Origin of the sequence: Catenulispora sp. EB89 (genome assembly GCF_041261445.1) — a bacterium.
Lineage (GTDB): Bacteria > Actinomycetota > Actinomycetes > Streptomycetales > Catenulisporaceae > Catenulispora.
In genome coordinates this window covers 174435-191895 of sequence record NZ_JBGCCU010000019.1, presented here as the reverse complement: position 1 = coordinate 191895, position 17461 = coordinate 174435, and the positions used below count along the sequence as shown (strand labels likewise).

Sequence of the window (17461 nt, the reverse complement as noted above, 5' to 3'; positions counted from 1 at the left end):
TTCCAGATCCTCCCTGATCGTCGGACGGGCACCGGTGCCTATTGGGCTTTGGTACTCGTCCGAATTCACGCGGTCACCACATGGGTGATGGGAAGGCTAGTGCCGAACGTCAGCCGTGGGGAGGGGGTCCGAGATCGCGTGATGCTCTCGTTACCAACCGGGAGGAGGCTCCGACCAGAGCCAAAACCCCGCAAGTGGCCCGGTTCCCGGCGCCGCGGCGTTTTGAGGTCCGTTGATCTTCCCGCCCTGCCGTGACGGGGTCATCGCAGGGCTGGTAATCAGTGCCCCTGGCGCTGGGATGTTACGGATGCCGTGGTGCCCGCGGGGCCCCCGGCACCCCTGCGGCGCAGGGGACGACACCGGCCGGCGGCGTGACCACCGTCACAACCACCGGCCGGATCGTAAGATCGTTATACCGCCGAGCCGCGCTCACTCCGCCTTGGCGGCGGTGTTGTGCCCGGCGGTGGGCGCGCCGACCGCCGCCGACCCGCTGATGACCACCTCGGCGACCTCCTTCATGGTCATCCGCCGGTCCATCGAGGTCTTCTGGATCCAGCGGAAGGCCTCCGGCTCGGTCATCCCGTGCGCGGTCTGCAGGATCCCCTTGGCCCGGTCCACCAGCTTGCGCGTCTCCAGCCGGCTGGCCAGATCCGCGACCTCGCCCTCCAGCGCCTTCAACTGCGTGTGCCGGGACACCGCGATCTCGATCGCGGGCACCAGCTTGTCCTTGGTGAACGGCTTGACCAGGTAGTTCATCACCCCGGCCTCAGCCGCCCGCTCCACCAGATCGCGCTGGGAGAAGGCGGTGAGGATCAGCACCGGAGCGATCCGCGCCTCGATCACCCGCTCGGCGGCGGTGATCCCGTCCAGCACCGGCATCTTCACATCGAAGATGCACAGATCCGGCCGGAACTCCTCGGCCAGCCGCACCGCGGCCGCCCCGTCGGACGCCTCGGCGACGACCTCGTAACCCTCCTCCTGAAGCATCTCCTTCAGGTCCAGGCGGATCAGCGCCTCGTCCTCGGCGATGATCACTCGGCGGGCGGGGGTGGACTCGGTGGCCATGGGATCCTCACTGGGCGGCGTGCCGGTGTTCTGTTTCGATACGAGCCTACCTGCGGGGAAGGCGGTTGCGGGGGCCGGTGTGCAGTCCGGTATGCTGTTACGCGAGTGATAACAGCTGGCTGACACCTGGGCAGTCCAACTGTAATCGCCACATATGCTCCGGTATTCCAATCGGTAGAGAACGTGGTCTCAAACACCATACAGTGTGGGTTCGAGTCCCACCCGGAGCACTCCGATAGAATTTCTTAAAGCCCGTTCACCAAATTTGGTGAACGGGCTTTGTTTCATACCGAATGCCCGGCAAGCTTTACAAGCTTTGAGGCATGAACAACCCCGACATCAAGCTGCGCACTATCACGATGTGCCGCACTGGAGTCTCCAATGCCGAGGTCGCCAGAAGACTCGGCGTCCCGAAAGGCACAGTCGGTTACTGGAAGTTCCAGGATCGGGCCCGACACCCCGACCTCTATCCGCCTGCGGGCGCCAAGTGTCCGATCTGCCTTGGCACCGGCCCGACCGACCGTCCCTACTCCTACCTCCTCGGCCAGTACCTCGGCGACGGCCACATCATCGCCAAGCCACGACAGCACACGCTCTCGATCACCTGCTGCGACGACTATCCCGTCATCATGGATGACACTCAACGCGCCATGGTCCGGGTCCTGCCCGGTGCGAACACCACCCGAGTCCGGCGTACGGGCTGCACGGACGTCAAGTCGTATTCGGCACACTGGACCTGCTTGTTCCCGCAGCATGGTCCGGGCATGAAGCACACCCGCGAGATCGAGCTCGCTGATTGGCAGAGTGAGATCGTCGAGTCCCATCCCTGGGAGTTCATCCGCGGCTTGATCCACTCCGACGGGTGTCGCATCACCAACTGGACCGAGAAGGTCATCGCCGGAGAGCGCAAGCGCTACGAGTACACCCGCTACTTCTTCAGCAACGTCTCATCCGATATCCGCGGTCTCTACTGCTGGGCGCTCGACCTGGTCGGCGTCGAGTGGCGTTACGCGAACTGGCGCAACATCTCCGTGGCCAAGAAGAACTCCATAGCCCTCATGGATCTTCACGTCGGTCCCAAGTTCTGACCATTGTCGCGGGCCCGACCGGCGAAAACGGCGTCGACCCGGATCCGGATCGACGCCGCAGCGCGCGAGAATCAGTGCCCGACCAGTCCTCGTGAGATGGTCGCGGCGGTGAACCGCCTTGGCGTTACCGCAGTTCGCGGTAGGCCGGCGCGGCGCCGCCGATGGCGTCGCCGACGCGGTGGACGCGCACCGCGTTCGTGGAGCCGGGGATGCCGGGGGGCGAGCCGGCGATGATGACCACCGTGTCACCGGCTTTGCACAGTTCCAGCTGCAGGAGCTCGGTGTCGACCTGGCGCACCATCTCGTCGGTGTGCTCGACCTCGGGGCTGCAGAAGGTGCGGATGCCCCAGCTCAGGGCGAGCTGGTTGCGGATCTCGTTGTGCGGGGTGAAGGCGATCAGGGGTGTCGGCGGGCGGTAGCGGGACAGGCGGCGGGCCGTGTCACCGCTTTCGGTGAAGGCGATCAGGTACTTGGCGTAGAGGTTCTCGCCGAGCTCGGCTGCCGCGCGGGCGACCGCGCCGCCCTTGGTGCGCGGCTTGCTCAGGGCCGGCTTCAGGCCGGCGGCGAGGGTTTCCTCCTCGGCCGCGGTGATGATCTTGGCCATGGTCTCCACGGTCTGCACCGCGTAGGCGCCGACCGAGGTCTCGGCGGAGAGCATCACGGCGTCGGTGCCGTCCAGGACCGCGTTGGCCACGTCGGAGACCTCGGCGCGGGTCGGGCGGGAGTTGGTGATCATCGAGTCCAGCATCTGGGTGGCGACGATGACCGGCTTGGCGTTGCGGCGGGACAGTGTGATGCAGCGCTTCTGCACCATCGGGACCTGCTCCAGCGGGAGCTCCACGCCCAGGTCGCCGCGGGCCACCATGATCGCGTCGAAGGCGTCGACGATGGCGTCCAGGTTGGCCACCGCCTGCGGCTTCTCGATCTTGGCGATCACCGGCACCCGGTGGCCGATCTCGTCCATGATCTCGTGGACGCGCTCGATGTCGACGGCGTCCCGGACGAAGGACAGTGCGATCATGTCGGCGCGCACGCCCGGGTTGCCGTGCCCGGGGGCCGGCTTGCCCAGCGCCCAGCGCAGGTCCAGCTCGTCCTTCTCGGACAGCGCCGGGACCGACACGGACACGCCCGGCAGGTTGATGCCCTTGCTGTTGGAGATCGGGCCGCCCTCGATGACCCGGGTCACCACGTCGGTGTCGCTGACGCTCTCCACTTCCAGGCAGAGCTTGCCGTCGTCGACGAGGATCCGGTCCCCGGGCTTGCAGTCGCCGGGCAGCCCCTTGTAGGTGGTGCCGCAAATGGAGGCGTCCCCGGGGACGTCGCGCGTGGTGATGGTGAACTGCGCGCCGTTGGCCAGGACCTCCTTGCCGTTGGCGAAGGTGCCGAGCCGGATCTTGGGGCCCTGCAGGTCGACAAGGATGCCGATGGCCTGACCGCTGGTGGTCGCGACCTGCCGGACGTTGCGATATCGCTCTTCGTGGTCCTCATAGGAACCGTGGGAGAGATTCAGACGGGCCACATTCATGCCGGCCGCCACCAGAGCGGTGAGCTGCTCCAGGGTTCCGGCGGACGGGCCCAGGGTACAAACGATTTTCGCGCGGCGCATGCCTACTACCTTATGTCCTACTCGTTAGTAGCTTTTTCGGGTCTGACAAGTTCCCACGGTTCCGAACAGAACTTTCGATCCCCGTTCACCGTGTGTCTGTATGGAATGAACCGGGTGTAACGGCGACAATTGGCCTCCATGACGACACCTCCTCCCCCGGAGCCTGAACCGAGGCCAGGACCGGAGCCGGAGCCGGAACCGCGACCGGAGCCGCAGGATCCCGGTCCGGACCAGCAGTTCCCGCAGTACCCGCCCCCGCCGCCGCTCCCCCCGGAGGCCTATCCGACCTACAGCGGCGGCACCGGCTACGAGTACGGCGGCTACGGCGCTCCCCCGGTCCGGCGCCGCAACGGCATGGGCGTGGCCGCGCTGGTGCTGGGCATCGTCGGCTTCCTGATCGGCCCGTGCAGCATCCTGGCGATCGTCTTCGGGCGGATCGGGCTGAACCGCGCGGCCCGCGGCGAGGCCACCAACCGCGGCGTGGCGCAGGCCGGGTTCGTGCTCGGCATCGTCACGCTGCTGCTGTGGATCCTGGGCATCATCCTGCTGGCGAATCAGCACTGAGTCATCTCGCCGGTTGCCGGGCCGGCGACGAGACGGCACCAAGACGGCGCGGCCACCCGCAAAGCACTTGCGCTGCGGGCGGCCGCGCCGTCTCTCACACCGTCACCGGCCTCGCGGTCGGCGGGATCGGCTTGGGCAGCGTGGTCGAGCCGGACAGGTAGGCGTCCACCGAGCTGGCCGCCGAGCGCCCCTCGGCGATCGCCCACACGATCAGCGACTGCCCGCGGCCGGCGTCCCCGGCCACGAACACGCCCGGCACGTTGGTGGCGTACTCGCCGTCGCGCGCGATGTTGCCGCGCTCGTCCAGGGCCAGGCCGAGCTGGTCGATCAGGCCGTTGCCGCGCTCGGGGCCGACGAAGCCCATGGCCAGCAGCACCAGGTCGGCCGGGATCTCGCGCTCGGTGCCCTCGACCGGGACCGGGCGCCCGCCCTCGAACCGCACCTCGACCAGGCGCAGGGCCTTGACCCGGCCGTTGTCGTCGCCCACGAACTCGGTGGTGTTCACCGCGTAGACGCGCTCGCCGTTCTCCTCGTGCGCCGAGGAGACCCGGAAGATCATCGGATAGGTCGGCCACGGCTGGTTCGCCGGCCGGTCCTCGCCGGGCTGCGGCATGATCTCCAGCTGCGTGACGGACTCGGCGCCCTGGCGGGTGGCCGTGCCCAGGCAGTCCGCGCCGGTGTCGCCGCCGCCGATGACCACCACGTGCTTGCCGAACGCGTCGATCGGCGCGGTCAGGTAGTCGCCCTCGCAGGTCTTGTTCGCGTACGGCAGGTAGTCCATCGCCTGGTGGATCCCGGCCAGGTCGCGGCCGGGCACGTCCAGCTCGCGCGCCTTGGTCGAGCCGACGGCGAGCACGATCGCGTCGTACCGGGCCAGTAGCGCATCGCCCGTGAGGTCGACACCGATGTGCATGCCGGGACGGAACTTGGTGCCTTCCGCGCGCATCTGCTCGATGCGCCGGTTCAGGTGGCGCTTCTCCATCTTGAACTCGGGGATGCCGTAGCGCAGCAAGCCGCCGATGCGGTCGGCGCGCTCGTAGACCGCGACGGTGTGCCCGGCGCGCGTGAGCTGCTGCGCGGCGGCCAGGCCCGAGGGACCGGAGCCGATCACCGCGACCGTCCGGCCGGACAGCCGCTCCGGCGGCAGGGGCTTGACGGTCCCGTCCTCCCAGGCCCGGTCGATGATCGAGACCTCGACGTTCTTGATGGTCACCGGCGGCTGGTTGATCCCCAGCACGCACGCGGTCTCGCACGGCGCCGGGCACAGCCGCCCGGTGAACTCCGGGAAGTTGTTGGTCGCGTGCAGCCGGTCGGAGGCACCCTCCCAGTCGCCCTTCCACACCAGGTCGTTCCACTCCGGGATGATGTTCCCGAGCGGACAGCCGTTGTGGCAGAAGGGGATGCCGCAGTCCATGCAGCGGCCCGCCTGCTTGCTGACGATCGGCAGCAGGCCCCCGGGCTTGTAGACCTCTTTCCAGTCCTGGACGCGCTCGGTGACCGGGCGGCGCTCGGGGTGCTGCTGCGGGGTGGTGAGGAAACCACGAGGGTCAGCCACGGGTGGCCTCCATGATCTTGTCGAGGGTCTGCTCTTCGTTCAGCCCGGCGGCCTGGGCCGCGGCACGGGCGGTGAGCACCCGCTTGTAGTCGACCGGCATGATCTTGGCGAAGCGCCCGACGCATCCGCCCCAGTCGGCGAGCAGCGCCGCCGCGACGGCCGAGCCGGTCTCCTCCTGGTGCTCCTGGACCAGGGAGTGGAGCAGGGCGCGGTCCTCGGCGTCCAGGGCCTCGACGTTGACCATCTCGGAGTTCACCCGGGAGACCTTCAGGTCCAGCACGTAGGCGGTGCCGCCGCTCATGCCGGCGGCCAGGTTGCGGCCGTGCTCGCCGAGGATGACCACGGTGCCGCCGGTCATGTACTCGCAGGCGTGGTCGCCCACGCCCTCCACGACCGCGGTCGCGCCGGAGTTGCGGACGCAGAAGCGCTCGCCGACGGTGCCGCGCAGGTGGATGCGGCCGCTGGTGGCGCCGTAGGCGATGACGTTGCCGGCGATCACGTTGCGCTCGGCGGCGTCGTTGATCGTCGCGGCGTCGCGGTGCGGACGCACCACGATGCGCCCGCCGGACAGGCCCTTGCCCACGTAGTCGTTGGCGTCGCCCTCCAACCGCAGGGTGATGCCGGGGGCCAGGAAAGCGCCGAAGGAGTTGCCCGCCGAGCCCACGAACGTCAGGTCGATGGTGCCCTCGGCCAGGCCCTCGCCGCGGTGCACCTTCACCACCTCGTGCGAGAGCATCGTGCCGACGGTGCGGTTGACGTTGCGGATCTCGAACTGCGCGCGCACCGGCTCGCCGTCCCGGATCGCCGGCTGCGCGACCTCGATCAGCCGGTGGTCCAGGGCCTTGTCCAGGCCGTGGTCCTGCTGGCGGCTCTGGTGCAGCGAGGCGCCCTCGGGCAGCTCGGGGACGTGGAACAGCGGCGCCAGGTCCAGGCCGGAGGCCTTCCAGTGCGCCACGGCCGCGGCGGTGTCGAGCAGTTCGGCGTGGCCGACCGCTTCTTCCAGCGAGCGGAAGCCGAGCGCGGCCAGGTGCTCGCGCACCTCCTCGGCCAGGTACTCGAAGAAGGTCACGACGAACTCCGGCCGGCCGCTGAACCGGGCGCGCAGCTCAGGGTTCTGCGTCGCGACGCCCACCGGACAGGTGTCCAGGTGGCAGACGCGCATCATCACGCAGCCGGAGACGACCAGCGGCGCGGTGGCGAAGCCGTACTCCTCGGCGCCGAGCAGCGCCGCGATCACCACGTCCCGGCCGGTCTTGAGCTGGCCGTCGGTCTGCACCACGATGCGGTCGCGCAGGCCGTTGAGCAGCAGCGTCTGCTGAGTCTCGGCCAGGCCCAGCTCCCACGGCGCGCCGGCGTGCTTGAGCGAGGTCAGCGGCGAGGCGCCGGTGCCGCCGTCGTGGCCGGAGATCAGCACCACGTCGGCGTGCGCCTTGGACACGCCGGCCGCCACCGTGCCGACGCCGACCTCGGCGACCAGCTTGACGTGCACGCGCGCGTCGCGGTTGGCGTTCTTCAGGTCGTGGATCAGCTGCGCCAGGTCCTCGATCGAGTAGATGTCGTGGTGCGGCGGCGGGGAGATCAGGCCGACGCCCGGCGTGGAGTGCCGGGTCTTGGCCACCCACGGGTAGACCTTGTGGCCGGGCAGCTGGCCGCCCTCGCCGGGCTTGGCGCCCTGGGCCATCTTGATCTGGATGTCCTCGGCCTCGGCCAGGTACTCGGCGGTGACGCCGAACCGGCCGGAGGCGACCTGCTTGATCTTGCTGCGGCGCTCCGGGTCGCGCAGCCGCTCGACGTCCTCGCCGCCCTCGCCGGTGTTGGACTTGGCGCCCAGCTGGTTCATGGCGATCGCGAGCGTCTGGTGCGCCTCGTAGGAGATGGAGCCGTAGGACATGGCGCCGGTGGAGAAGCGCTTGACGATCTCCGAGACGGGTTCGACCTCTTCGATCGGGATCGGCGGGCGCTCCCCGTCCTTGATCTTGAACAGGCCGCGCAGCGTCATCAGCCGCTCGGACTGCTCGTCGACGCGCGAGGTGTACTGCTTGAAGATGTCGTAGCGCTTCTCGCGCGTGGAGTGCTGGAGCCGGAAGACGGTGTCCGGGTCGAACAGGTGCGGCTCGCCCTCGCGGCGCCACTGGTACTCCCCGCCGATCTCCAGCCGGCGGTGCGCCAGGCGCGAGGTGCCGGACTGCTTGGGGTAGGCGCGGGCGTGCCGGCGCGCGGTCTCCTCGGCCAGGGTCTCCAGGCCGACGCCGCCGAGCTTGCTGGTGGTGCCGATGAAGTACTCGTCGACGACGTCCTGCGCCAGGCCGACGGCCTCGAAGATCTGCGCGCCGCGGTAGGAGGCGACGGTGGAGATGCCCATCTTGGACATCACCTTCAGCACGCCCTTGCCGAGCGCCTTGATCAGGTTCCTGATCGCCTGTTCGGGCTCGATCAGACCGAGGTGGCCCGAGCCCGCCATCTCCTCGACCGACTCCATCGCCAGGTAGGGGTTGACCACCGCGGCGCCGTAGCCGATCAGCAGCGCGACGTGGTGCACCTCGCGCACGTCGCCGGCCTCGACGACCAGGCCGACGTGGGTGCGGGTCTTCTCGCGGATCAGGTGGTGGTGCACCGCGGAGGTGAGCAGCAGCGAGGGGATCGGGGCGTTTTCGGCGTCGGAGTGGCGGTCGGAGAGCACGATGATGCGCGCGCCGCCGGCGATCGCCTTGGAGACCTCCTCGCGGATCTCCTCCAGCCGGGCGCGCAGCGCCAGGCCGCCGCCGGCGACCCGGTAGAGCCCGGAGATGGTGACCGCGCGCAGGCCCGGCAGGTCGCCGTCGGCGTTGATGTGGATGAGCTTGGCCAGCTCGTCGTTGTCGATGACCGGGAAGGCCACCTCGACCTGGCGGCAGGACGCCGCGGTGGGCTGCAGCAGGTTGGTCTCCGGGCCGATGGTGGTGGCCAGGCTCGTGACCAGCTCCTCCCGGATGGCGTCCAGCGGCGGGTTGGTGACCTGCGCGAACAGCTGGGAGAAGTAGTCGAAGACCAGGCGCGGCTTCTCGGAGAGCACCGCGACCGGGGAGTCCGAGCCCATGGAGCCCAGCGGCTCGCCGCCGGTGCGGGCCATCGGGGCCAGCAGGACCCGCAGTTCCTCCTCGGTGTAGCCGAAGGTCTGCTGGCGGCGGGTGACCGAGGCCCGGGTGTGCACGATGTGCTCGCGCTCGGGGAGCTTGTCGAGCTTGATCCGGCCGGCGTGCAGCCACTCGGCGTACGGCTCGGCGGCGGCCAGCGCGGACTTGATCTCCTCGTCCTCGACGATGCGGCCGGCCGCGGTGTCGACCAGGAACATCTTGCCGGGCTGCAGGCGGCCCTTGCGGACCACGGTCGCCGGGTCGATGTCCAGGACGCCGAACTCGCTGGCCAGGACCACCAGGCCGTCGTCGGTGACCCAGTAGCGGGAGGGGCGCAGGCCGTTGCGGTCCAGGACCGCGCCGATCAGGGTGCCGTCGGAGAAGACCATGTCGGCCGGGCCGTCCCAGGGCTCCATGAAGGAGGAGTGGAACTGGTAGAAGGCGCGCCGGGCGGCGTCCATCTCGCCGTGGTTCTCCCACGCCTCGGGGATCATCATCAGCACGGCGTGCGGCAGGCTGCGGCCGGACAGGTGCAGCAGCTCCAGGGCCTCGTCGAAGGAGGCGGAGTCGGAGGCGCCGGGCGTGCAGATCGGGAACAGCCGGTTCAGGTCGCCGCCGATCAGGTCGGTGGCCAGGTCGGACTCGCGGGCCCGCATCCAGTTGCGGTTGCCGATGACCGTGTTGATCTCGCCGTTGTGCGCGACGAACCGGTAGGGGTGGGCCAGCGGCCAGGCCGGGAAGGTGTTGGTGCTGAAGCGGGAGTGCACCAGGCCGATGGCGCTGGCGAAGCGCTCGTCGAGCAGGTCCGGGAAGAAGGTCTCCAGCTGCGCGGTGGTGAGCATGCCCTTGTAGACCAGGGTGCGCGAGCTGAGCGAGGGGAAGTACACCTCGGCGTCGCGCTCGGCGCGCTTGCGCAGGGCGAAGGCGAGGCGGTCCAGCTCGATGCCGGACTGCCCGGCGGTGCCGGTGACGAACAGCTGGCGGAACCGGGGCATGACGGACAGCGCGCCGTTGCCCAGCCCTTCGGGGTTGGTGGGCAGGTCGCGCCAGCCGAGCACGGCCAGGTGCTCCTCGGCGGCGATGGCCTCGATGCGGGCCTCGGCCTCCCGCGCGGCGTCGTCGTCGGTGGGGAGGAAGGCCACTCCGACGGCGTAGTGCCCGGACGGCGGGAGGTCGAAACGTGCGTTCGGGTTTGCGTGCTCGGCCAGCGCGGCGCGCAGGAACGCGTCCGGAACCTGCACCAGGATGCCGGCGCCGTCGCCGGTCGAGGGCTCGGCGCCGGAGGCTCCGCGGTGCTCCATGTTGACCAGCGCCTGCAGGGCCTGCTCGACGATGGAGTGGCTGGGCAGGCCGGTCAGCGTCGCGACGAAGGCGACGCCGCAGGAGTCCTTCTCCGCGCGCGGGTCGTAAAGGCCCTGCGCCGAGGGCAGCGCCGAGAACAGCGGGGCGGCGCTGGTGGTGGCCGCGACGGACGCGGCGGGCGCGGCCGAGGTGGCGGGCATGGCGGGCAGGCTCGGCTCGGCCACGGCGTGGCTTTCGGGGCGGGAGGATCCGGGGCGACCGGTCGGTATGGCTGGGAATGCCATGAGGGCTGTCCTTCCGTCGTGTCAGTCTGGCACGGCGGGACGTCTTTGGCCCTTGCGCAATCCGATCAGGTGTAAGCAGAGGTTACAACATGGTGGGGCGGGTGGGGAGTGGACTATCTCACAGTGCGGGACGCACGATCCCGAGATGTGTTCCAGATGATGAGACTGGCTAATTTGATGTCGATCTTGAGCTGGGCGGAGTGCGCCGCAGGGGTCTGACGGGATGCCTCCCATCGCGGGCGGTGCCGCTACAGGGGCGGTGACGAGCGGTGACGAACTCCGGCGCGGGACTTCGGCGGCACGCGCGCGATGCTTGTCCTTGTCCCTATTCCCCGGATGCGCCGTCCAACTCGGCGATGGCCTTGTGCAACCACTCACGTTCGGCCCGCGCGGTCGCGCGCGCGATCTGGCCCATGCCGCGCTGGAAGAGGGTCGGGGCGTCCTCGGCCCTGACCGGCTTGCCGTCCTCGCCGAAGAAGAAGCCGGCCCCGGGCGCGTCGAGGAAGGCCAGGCGGCGGCGCAGGACGGCGGCCTGCGCGGCGGGGTCTTCGAGGCGGTGCAGGAACGCCAGGATCGTGAAGTAGCGGTTCCGGTCGGTGATCTCCACGTCGGTGGGCTCGCTCAGGCGCCGGGCCAGCTCCGCGCGGCCGGCGTCGGTGAGGCCGAGGACCTGGCGGGTGGCGGCGCCGGCGCCGGGCTCGGGCCAGCGCTCCAGGCGGCCCTGGGACTCCAGACGGGTGATGGCCGGGTAGAGGGCGCCGTCGCTGACCGGCTTGACGTGGCCGGTGAGGGCGGTGATGCGCTCCTTGAGCTGGTAGCCGTGGAGGGGGCCTTCGGCGAGGAAGCCGAGGATCGCCAGGGGGAGCATCGGGGACTCCTGCGTGGTCGGGCGGTTGCCAGGGCGGCGCGGCTCATGCTACCTCTTTTCGTGTTACCTCGATTCGAGGTACAGCGAAACGAGGTACACGGGGGTGGGTCGCATGAGCATCGGCACAGCGGGACATCGGCGCGCGATCGTGGCGCTGGCATGGCCGGTGTACGTGGAACTGCTGGCAGGAGTGGTCGCCGGCATCATCGACGTGGCCTGGGTCGCGCACCTGGGCCCGGCGCCCACAGCGGCGGTGGCACTGGCCACGAACCTGGAGAACCTGGTCCTGGGCCTGGTGTACATCGCCGGCGCGGGCACGACGATGCTGGTGGCGGCACGTGCGACGGCGGAGGGGCGCCGGGCGGCGATCCGCGGCGGCGCGGCACTGTCAGCGGTGATCACGACGGCGGTGGTCGGCGCCGGGCTGGCGTTCCGAGGGCAGGTGGTGGGCCTGTTCTTCGGCACCGGGGAGGGCGACGCGCGCCGGGCCGCCTTGGGCTACCTGGCGATCTCGATCCCGGGGCTGGCGGTGTACTTCGGCCAGATCATGGTCGACGCGGTGTTCAAGGGACTCGGCGACACGCGCACCCCGATGCGGCTGGCGATGGGCGCCAACGCGCTGATCCTGGTGCTCGACCCGACGCTGATCTACGGGCTCGGACTCGGCGTGCGCGGCGCCGCGATCGCGACGGTGACGGGGCGCGCGGCGATGCTGGCGGTCGCGGCGGTGGTGGTTCGGCGGCGGGTTGTGGAGAGCCAGCCCGCGCAAAATCCGACCACCATGCCAGCCAGAACACTGCCCAACAGCGACATCGCCAGCTCAGCAAATGGGGCCGCGCCAACCGCCGCCCCGGTAACCAAGCGCGCGCAGGTCACGCTCCGGGAAGCCGCCGACCCGGTACTCGCCACCTCAGCGAAGGCGCCGCTAGCCAGCGGCCTCGCCAGCTCAGCAGACAAGCTCCCGCAAGTCGCGCTGCTCGAAGTCGCCGCCGCCACCTCAGCGAAGGCACCACAAGCCACCGACGTCGCCAGCTCAGCAGCCGAGCTCCCGCAAGTCGCGCTTCTCGAAACCACCGCGCCCACCTCAGCGAAGGCACCACAAGCCACCGACGTCGCCAGCTCAGCAGACAAGCTCCCGCAAGTCGCGCTTCTCGAAACCGCCGCGCCCACCTCAACGAAGACACCCCTAGCCACCGACGTCGCCGGCTCAGCAGGCAAGCTCCGGCCGGTCGTGCTGCTCGAAGCAGTAGATCGCGAATCGGCATCGCCCCTCGGCAGCCCGGCCATCGCACTGAGCCAGCTCTCTGCCAGCGCACTCCCCCGCCCCGCCACTCTCCGCGACCTCGCCTACTCAGCCCTCGAAGTCGCCCGAGCCGGCGCCCCGCTCGGTACCGACTTCATCGTCCGCATGGCCGGCGCGACCGCCTTGGCCGGTGTCGTCGCCACCTTCGGCGTCGCCGCCGTGGCCGCCTATGGCATCGGCACCAAGGCCATGTACTTCGCCTCCATGGCGTTCTACGCCGTCCGGCAGGCCGCGACCATCCACTCCGCGCGCAGCGCACCCGACCGGCGGATCGGCTCCGCGGTGCTCGGTGTCGGTGCGGTGCTGGGTCTGGGTGCCGCCGTGGTGTACGCCGCCGCCGCTCCGTGGATCATGGCCGCGTTCACCGCGCGCCCCGATGTGGCCGCCGTCGGCGTCGTGTTCCTGCGGTGGCTGGCGCTGTACCTGGTGCCGACTTCCGTGGTGATCGGGCTGTCGGGGGTGCTGGCGGCCGGGCGCGGTGGGCGGCGGCTGCTGCCGGTGACCGTCTTCGGGACGGTGCTGGCCGTGGTGCTGGCGCACGTGCTCAGCGGGCCGTTCAGCCTGGCCGGTGTCTGGGCCGCGATGGCGAGCAGCGCGGCACTTCAGTGTGCCGCGCTGCTGGTCCTGCTCCGGGGCGCGGTCAGCGCAGGTAAACGGCCATGAAGTCCTTCGTGGAGTTCACGAAGAACTTGTTCGGGCCCTGGAGGAAGTCCTCGTACAGCTTCGAGGTGTCCGGGTTGCCGTCGTGGTTCGGGAAGTACTGGAAGTCCGCCCAGCGCAGGTTGATGTCCAGCTGCATCGCGCGGACGGCGCCGGCGTCCTTGAGCAGGCGGGCCAGGGAGGGCGCCGTCAGTTCGTTGCCGCCGACCCAGACGATGTCGCCGTTCGCCTTCACGCCGACGCCGGAGCGCCAGACCGCCGCCGAGCCGTGGTCGGCGCGGCCCCAGGTGGAGCTGTCGTCGATGTAGGGGACGATCTGGCCGCCGTCGACCATCAGCTTCAGGTTCTGGCGGACGCTGAGGATGTCGGGGTTCTTCTGGAAGCTGTAGTCGCGGCCCCACATGCCGACCGCCATGTGGCCGTCCTTGAAGATGACCTCGCTGGCCGCGCCGTCGACCAGGGTGGCGGCGGTGACGCCGTGGTCGTAGTAGCCGCCGTGGGATTCGCTGATCTTGAAGCCGCCGTTGAACAGCGCGATCAGGTTGGGGCGGGCGTTGGCGTCGATCTGGTTCGGGACGTTGGTGATGATCGAGTTCAGCCCGCCCTCGTGCCCGGGGTGCAGCACGTAGCTGGAGTGCTTCTGGTCGATCACCGCGACGTCGGCGGTGACGCCGGTGTACGTCGCGTCGGGGCGGATGCGGGCGACCTGGACCACCGGCTGGCCGTTGGGCGTCTGCACCGCCACCTGGAACTCGCCCTCGCCGGACTCCAGCGTCAGTCCGGGCGGGGCCGGCATGCGCGGCTGCATGGCGATCACGTCGGCCTGGCTGCTCGGCCCGCCGGGCTTGCTCGGGACGCCGCCGGCCTTCGACGGCTTGGTCGACGGCGCCGCGGCCGTCGGGCCGAGGTCGGTGAACTGCTTGGCGTCGACCGAACCGCCCTTGGACGGCGGGTTCAGGTCGTACTGCCACTGCTCCAGCGTCGTCACCACGCCGGCCAGGCCGTGGTCGTGGCCCCACTCGGCCAGCCGCGCCTGCACGGTGTCAGTACCCGGCGACGTCAGGGCGCCGGTGATGGACCAGGCGACGGTGCCGAAGAAGACCAGCACGCAGCCCCACAGCGAACGCACCACGATTTTGCGGCGGCGGCGCTGCTTCGGGTTCAGGCGCGCCTTGTGCTTCCACGGCAGGACCCGGACACCGCGTCCGTACAAAGGAGTGTGGCGCTTGCGGCGGGCCGGGAACGGGGCCTCGGCCGCCTCGGCGTGCGCGGCGGCCTCGTGGTCGGGACCGGAGTCCGGGCCGTGGTCGCGGCCGTCGGCGGAATCACCGCCGCCGGAGTCGCCGCCCCGGAAACCGCCGCCGCCACCGCCCGCGCCACCGGCAGAACCGGCGCCGGCGCCGTCGCCGGAAGCCTCGGCGACGGCACGCGCCGTCTCGTCCGCGACGTCCTGCGGTACCGGCACCGGCACCGGCACGACGTCGGTCACCGTCGGCCCGGTGGGCTCCTGGGTGATGTGCGTCGCGTCGAGCGGGGCGGTCGCGGCCTGCGGGCGTACCCGCATGTGGTCGTGGTCGCCGGCCGAGGTCAGCGCGACCGTCTCGGCCAGCGCGTCTCCCTGCTGCGGCGTCATCGCCGGCAGCGACACCGTCTCGTCCAGCGCGGCGCGCTCGGCACTGCCCGCGCCCGCACCGTCACGCGCGCCCGCACCAGCATCCGCGGTGTCGGCATCGGTATCGACCACCCGGTCCCCGTGAACCGCCCCGACGTCGCCGTCGGTCGGCTCGCCGTCCCGCAGGCCTTCCAGCTCCTCGCTCTTCGCGGACACCAGCCGCACCTCTCCTCGCCCTGATCCGGCGCCGCCCGATCCCCGTCAGCGGCCCCGCGTCTGCCCGTATGCTCTACGTCTTCGACGCGAGCGGGGCACGACTGGTTGCCTCGAACCTCAATACCTGATCTCGCGAGTCATCTCCCACCGGCCGACGCCGGCCGAACACCCCTTAGCCCAGATGATGCGATTTATACACCATTGGGACTCAGCTTAGGTGTCCGCCGATCAGCGCCCCGAGTCCGAACGTCACCACCGCGGCCACAGCGCCGAACAGCAGTTGCCGCAGCCCGGAGAACCACCAGGTGCGGGAGGACACGCGCGAGACTATCGCCCCGCAGGCGAACAGGCCGCCGAAGGCCAGCAGCATCGCCACCCACAGCTGGTTCAGGCCCAGCAGGTACGGCAGCAGCGGCAGCACCGCGCCGATCGCGAACGAGCCGAAGCTGGACACCGCGGCCACCACCGGGCTCGGCAGATCGGTCGGGTCGACCCCGAGCTCCTCCTGCACGTGCACGATCAGCGCCTGGTCCGGGTCCCGGTGGATCTGCCGCGCCGCCTCCAGCGCGAGGTCGGGGTCCAGCCCGCGCTCGGTGAGGAACTCGGCGAGCTCCTTCATCTCCGCGGCCGGGCGCCGGGCCAGCTCCAGCCGCTCCATCTCGATCTCGGCCTGGGTGACCTCGGTCTGGCTGGCCACCGAGATGAACTCCCCGGCGGCCATCGAACAGGCGCCGGCGACCAGCCCGGCCAGGCCGGTGAGCACGATGGTCTGGTGCGCCGCGTCGCCGCCGGCCATGCCGGCGATCAGCGAGAAGTTGGACACCAGGCCGTCGGTGACGCCGAAGACGGCCGGCCGCAGCCAGCCGCCGGTGACGTCCCGGTGGTGGTCCTTCGGGATGGAAGGGCCCTGGTGGGCCGGGTGCGAAAGGTCGTCCGGGCCGGAACCGGAGCCGGAGTCGTCGTCAGTGGTCGGATCGGGGACAAGGACGGACGTGTCAGGGTGATTCATCGACTCGATCCTGGCAGGCGTTACGGGTTCGAGGACTCGCTCGCCTTGCCGGTCGGGGTCGACACCACGTCAGGTCCGCCGTCCTGGGCCGGGACCACTACGACCTCGGATTCCTCGGCAGCTTCGGAGGCATCCTCACCTGCGTCGGAAGCCTCGTCCGCGGCGGCGGGCTCGGAGTCCGCCTCCAGTTTCCCAGGTTCGCCAGCCTGTTCGCCAACAAGGGCAGCCTCAGTAAGGGCGTCCTCACCAGCGTCTTCAGGCGTTTCGGAGGCCTCCGCCGCGGCCGCGCGGTAAGGAGTGGTCTCCCGCCCCGGGTACTTCTTCCGCGACCACACGAAGTACACGACCGCGCCGATGAAGACGATGATCGCGGTCCAGTCGTTCAGCCGCATGCCCAGGAAGTGGTGCGCGTCGTCGATGCGCAGCGACTCGATCCAGAACCGGCCCACGGTGTACGCCGCGACGTAGACCGCGAACACCCGGCCGTAGCCGAGCTTGAACCGCCGGTCGGCCCACAGGCACAGCACCGCGACGCCGACGCACCAGATCGACTCGTACAGGAACGTCGGGTGGAACGGCCCGCCGGCGACCAGTTCGGCCTTGCCGTCCGGACCGATCACCGCGGTCTGCGTCGTGGTGTCCATGACGTGCACGTTCAGACCCCACGGCAGGCTGGTGTGGCTGCCGTAGAGCTCGTTGTTGAACCAGTTGCCCCACCGCCCCAGCGCCTGCGCCAGCACGATGCCCGGCGCCGCGGCGTCCGCGAACGTGCGCAGGCTCGCGCCGCGCCGCCGGCAGCCGATGTAGGCACCGACCGCGCCGAGCGCGATGGCGCCCCAGATCCCCAGGCCCCCCTGCCAGACGTACAACGCCTTGACCGGGTCCCCGTCCTTGCCGAAGTACGGCGCCGAGGTCGTGATGACGTGGTACAGACGCCCGCCGACCAGGCCGAACGGCACCGCCCAGATGGCGATGTCGACGACCTCCTGCGGCTTGCCCCCGCGGGCCCGCCAGCGCTTGTCGCCGAGCCAGACGGCGACGAGGATCCCGGCCAGGATGCACATGGCGTACATCCGGATCGGGATCGGGCCCAGGTGGTACTGGGCCTTGGTCGGACTCGGGAGGTCCGCCAGGTACGTGGCGGCCTGGTGCGCGGCGGTGAGGCTCATCGGGGGCGGGCGTCCTCGGGTGGTGGGGGCGGGCGCAGGTCGGGCAG

At 70.2% G+C, this 17461-nt stretch carries 11 protein-coding genes and 1 tRNA gene; 4 read left to right on the top strand and 8 right to left on the bottom strand.

Annotated elements, in window-relative coordinates; translation table 11 throughout:
• Positions 1–429: 429 nt before the first annotated feature.
• A complete protein-coding gene (locus tag ABH920_RS33475) occupies positions 430–1065 on the bottom strand; it encodes an ANTAR domain-containing response regulator (RefSeq protein WP_370353239.1) in 636 nt (211 codons plus the stop codon).
• A gap of 156 nt (positions 1066–1221) precedes the next feature.
• Here ABH920_RS33475 and ABH920_RS33470 point away from each other — a divergent pair.
• A tRNA-Leu gene (locus ABH920_RS33470) sits at positions 1222–1295 on the top strand.
• A 93-nt stretch (positions 1296–1388) separates the two neighbouring features.
• Positions 1389–2153: a helix-turn-helix domain-containing protein gene (locus ABH920_RS33465; protein ID WP_370353238.1), complete on the top strand. Its 765-nt coding sequence runs from the start codon at positions 1389–1391 to the stop codon at positions 2151–2153.
• A gap of 124 nt (positions 2154–2277) precedes the next feature.
• Here the strand turns inward: ABH920_RS33465 and pyk are convergent, their stop codons facing one another.
• Positions 2278–3759, bottom strand: coding sequence for a pyruvate kinase (gene pyk / locus ABH920_RS33460; RefSeq protein WP_370353237.1), 1482 nt, complete (start codon positions 3757–3759; stop codon positions 2278–2280).
• Between the two features lie 138 nt (positions 3760–3897).
• Here pyk and ABH920_RS33455 point away from each other — a divergent pair, with 138 nt between their 5' ends.
• Positions 3898–4323: a DUF4190 domain-containing protein gene (locus ABH920_RS33455; RefSeq protein ID WP_370353236.1), complete on the top strand. Its 426-nt coding sequence runs from the start codon at positions 3898–3900 to the stop codon at positions 4321–4323.
• A 94-nt stretch (positions 4324–4417) separates the two neighbouring features.
• Here the strand turns inward: ABH920_RS33455 and ABH920_RS33450 are convergent, their stop codons facing one another.
• The 3 genes from ABH920_RS33450 to ABH920_RS33440 form a co-directional block, all read right to left on the bottom strand.
• Complete coding sequence (locus ABH920_RS33450; protein ID WP_370353235.1) at positions 4418–5878, bottom strand: glutamate synthase subunit beta; 1461 nt, start codon at positions 5876–5878, stop codon at positions 4418–4420.
• Complete coding sequence (gltB, locus tag ABH920_RS33445) at positions 5871–10577, bottom strand: glutamate synthase large subunit (protein ID WP_370353234.1); 4707 nt, start codon at positions 10575–10577, stop codon at positions 5871–5873. The genes ABH920_RS33450 and gltB overlap by 8 nt, the downstream gene beginning before the upstream one ends.
• 325 nt (positions 10578–10902) lie before the next feature.
• Complete coding sequence (locus ABH920_RS33440; RefSeq protein ID WP_370353233.1) at positions 10903–11445, bottom strand: PadR family transcriptional regulator; 543 nt, start codon at positions 11443–11445, stop codon at positions 10903–10905.
• Positions 11446–11557: 112 nt separating this feature from the next.
• Here ABH920_RS33440 and ABH920_RS33435 point away from each other — a divergent pair, with 112 nt between their 5' ends.
• A complete protein-coding gene (locus ABH920_RS33435) occupies positions 11558–13411 on the top strand; it encodes an MATE family efflux transporter (RefSeq protein ID WP_370353232.1) in 1854 nt (617 codons plus the stop codon).
• Here ABH920_RS33435 and ABH920_RS33430 read toward each other — a convergent pair.
• From ABH920_RS33430 to lgt, 3 genes are all read right to left on the bottom strand, one after another.
• Complete coding sequence (locus tag ABH920_RS33430; protein WP_370353231.1) at positions 13389–15236, bottom strand: phosphodiester glycosidase family protein; 1848 nt, start codon at positions 15234–15236, stop codon at positions 13389–13391. The genes ABH920_RS33435 and ABH920_RS33430 overlap by 23 nt on opposite strands.
• Positions 15237–15444: 208 nt before the next feature.
• The gene (locus ABH920_RS33425; RefSeq protein WP_370353230.1) at positions 15445–16245 is read right to left on the bottom strand and encodes a VIT1/CCC1 transporter family protein; all 801 of its coding nucleotides are present in this window, start codon (positions 16243–16245) and stop codon (positions 15445–15447) included.
• Between the two features lie 20 nt (positions 16246–16265).
• Positions 16266–17414 (bottom strand): prolipoprotein diacylglyceryl transferase, encoded by a 1149-nt coding sequence (gene lgt / locus ABH920_RS33420; RefSeq protein WP_370353229.1) that lies wholly within the window; start codon positions 17412–17414, stop codon positions 16266–16268.
• Between the last annotated feature and the right edge of the window lie 47 nt (positions 17415–17461).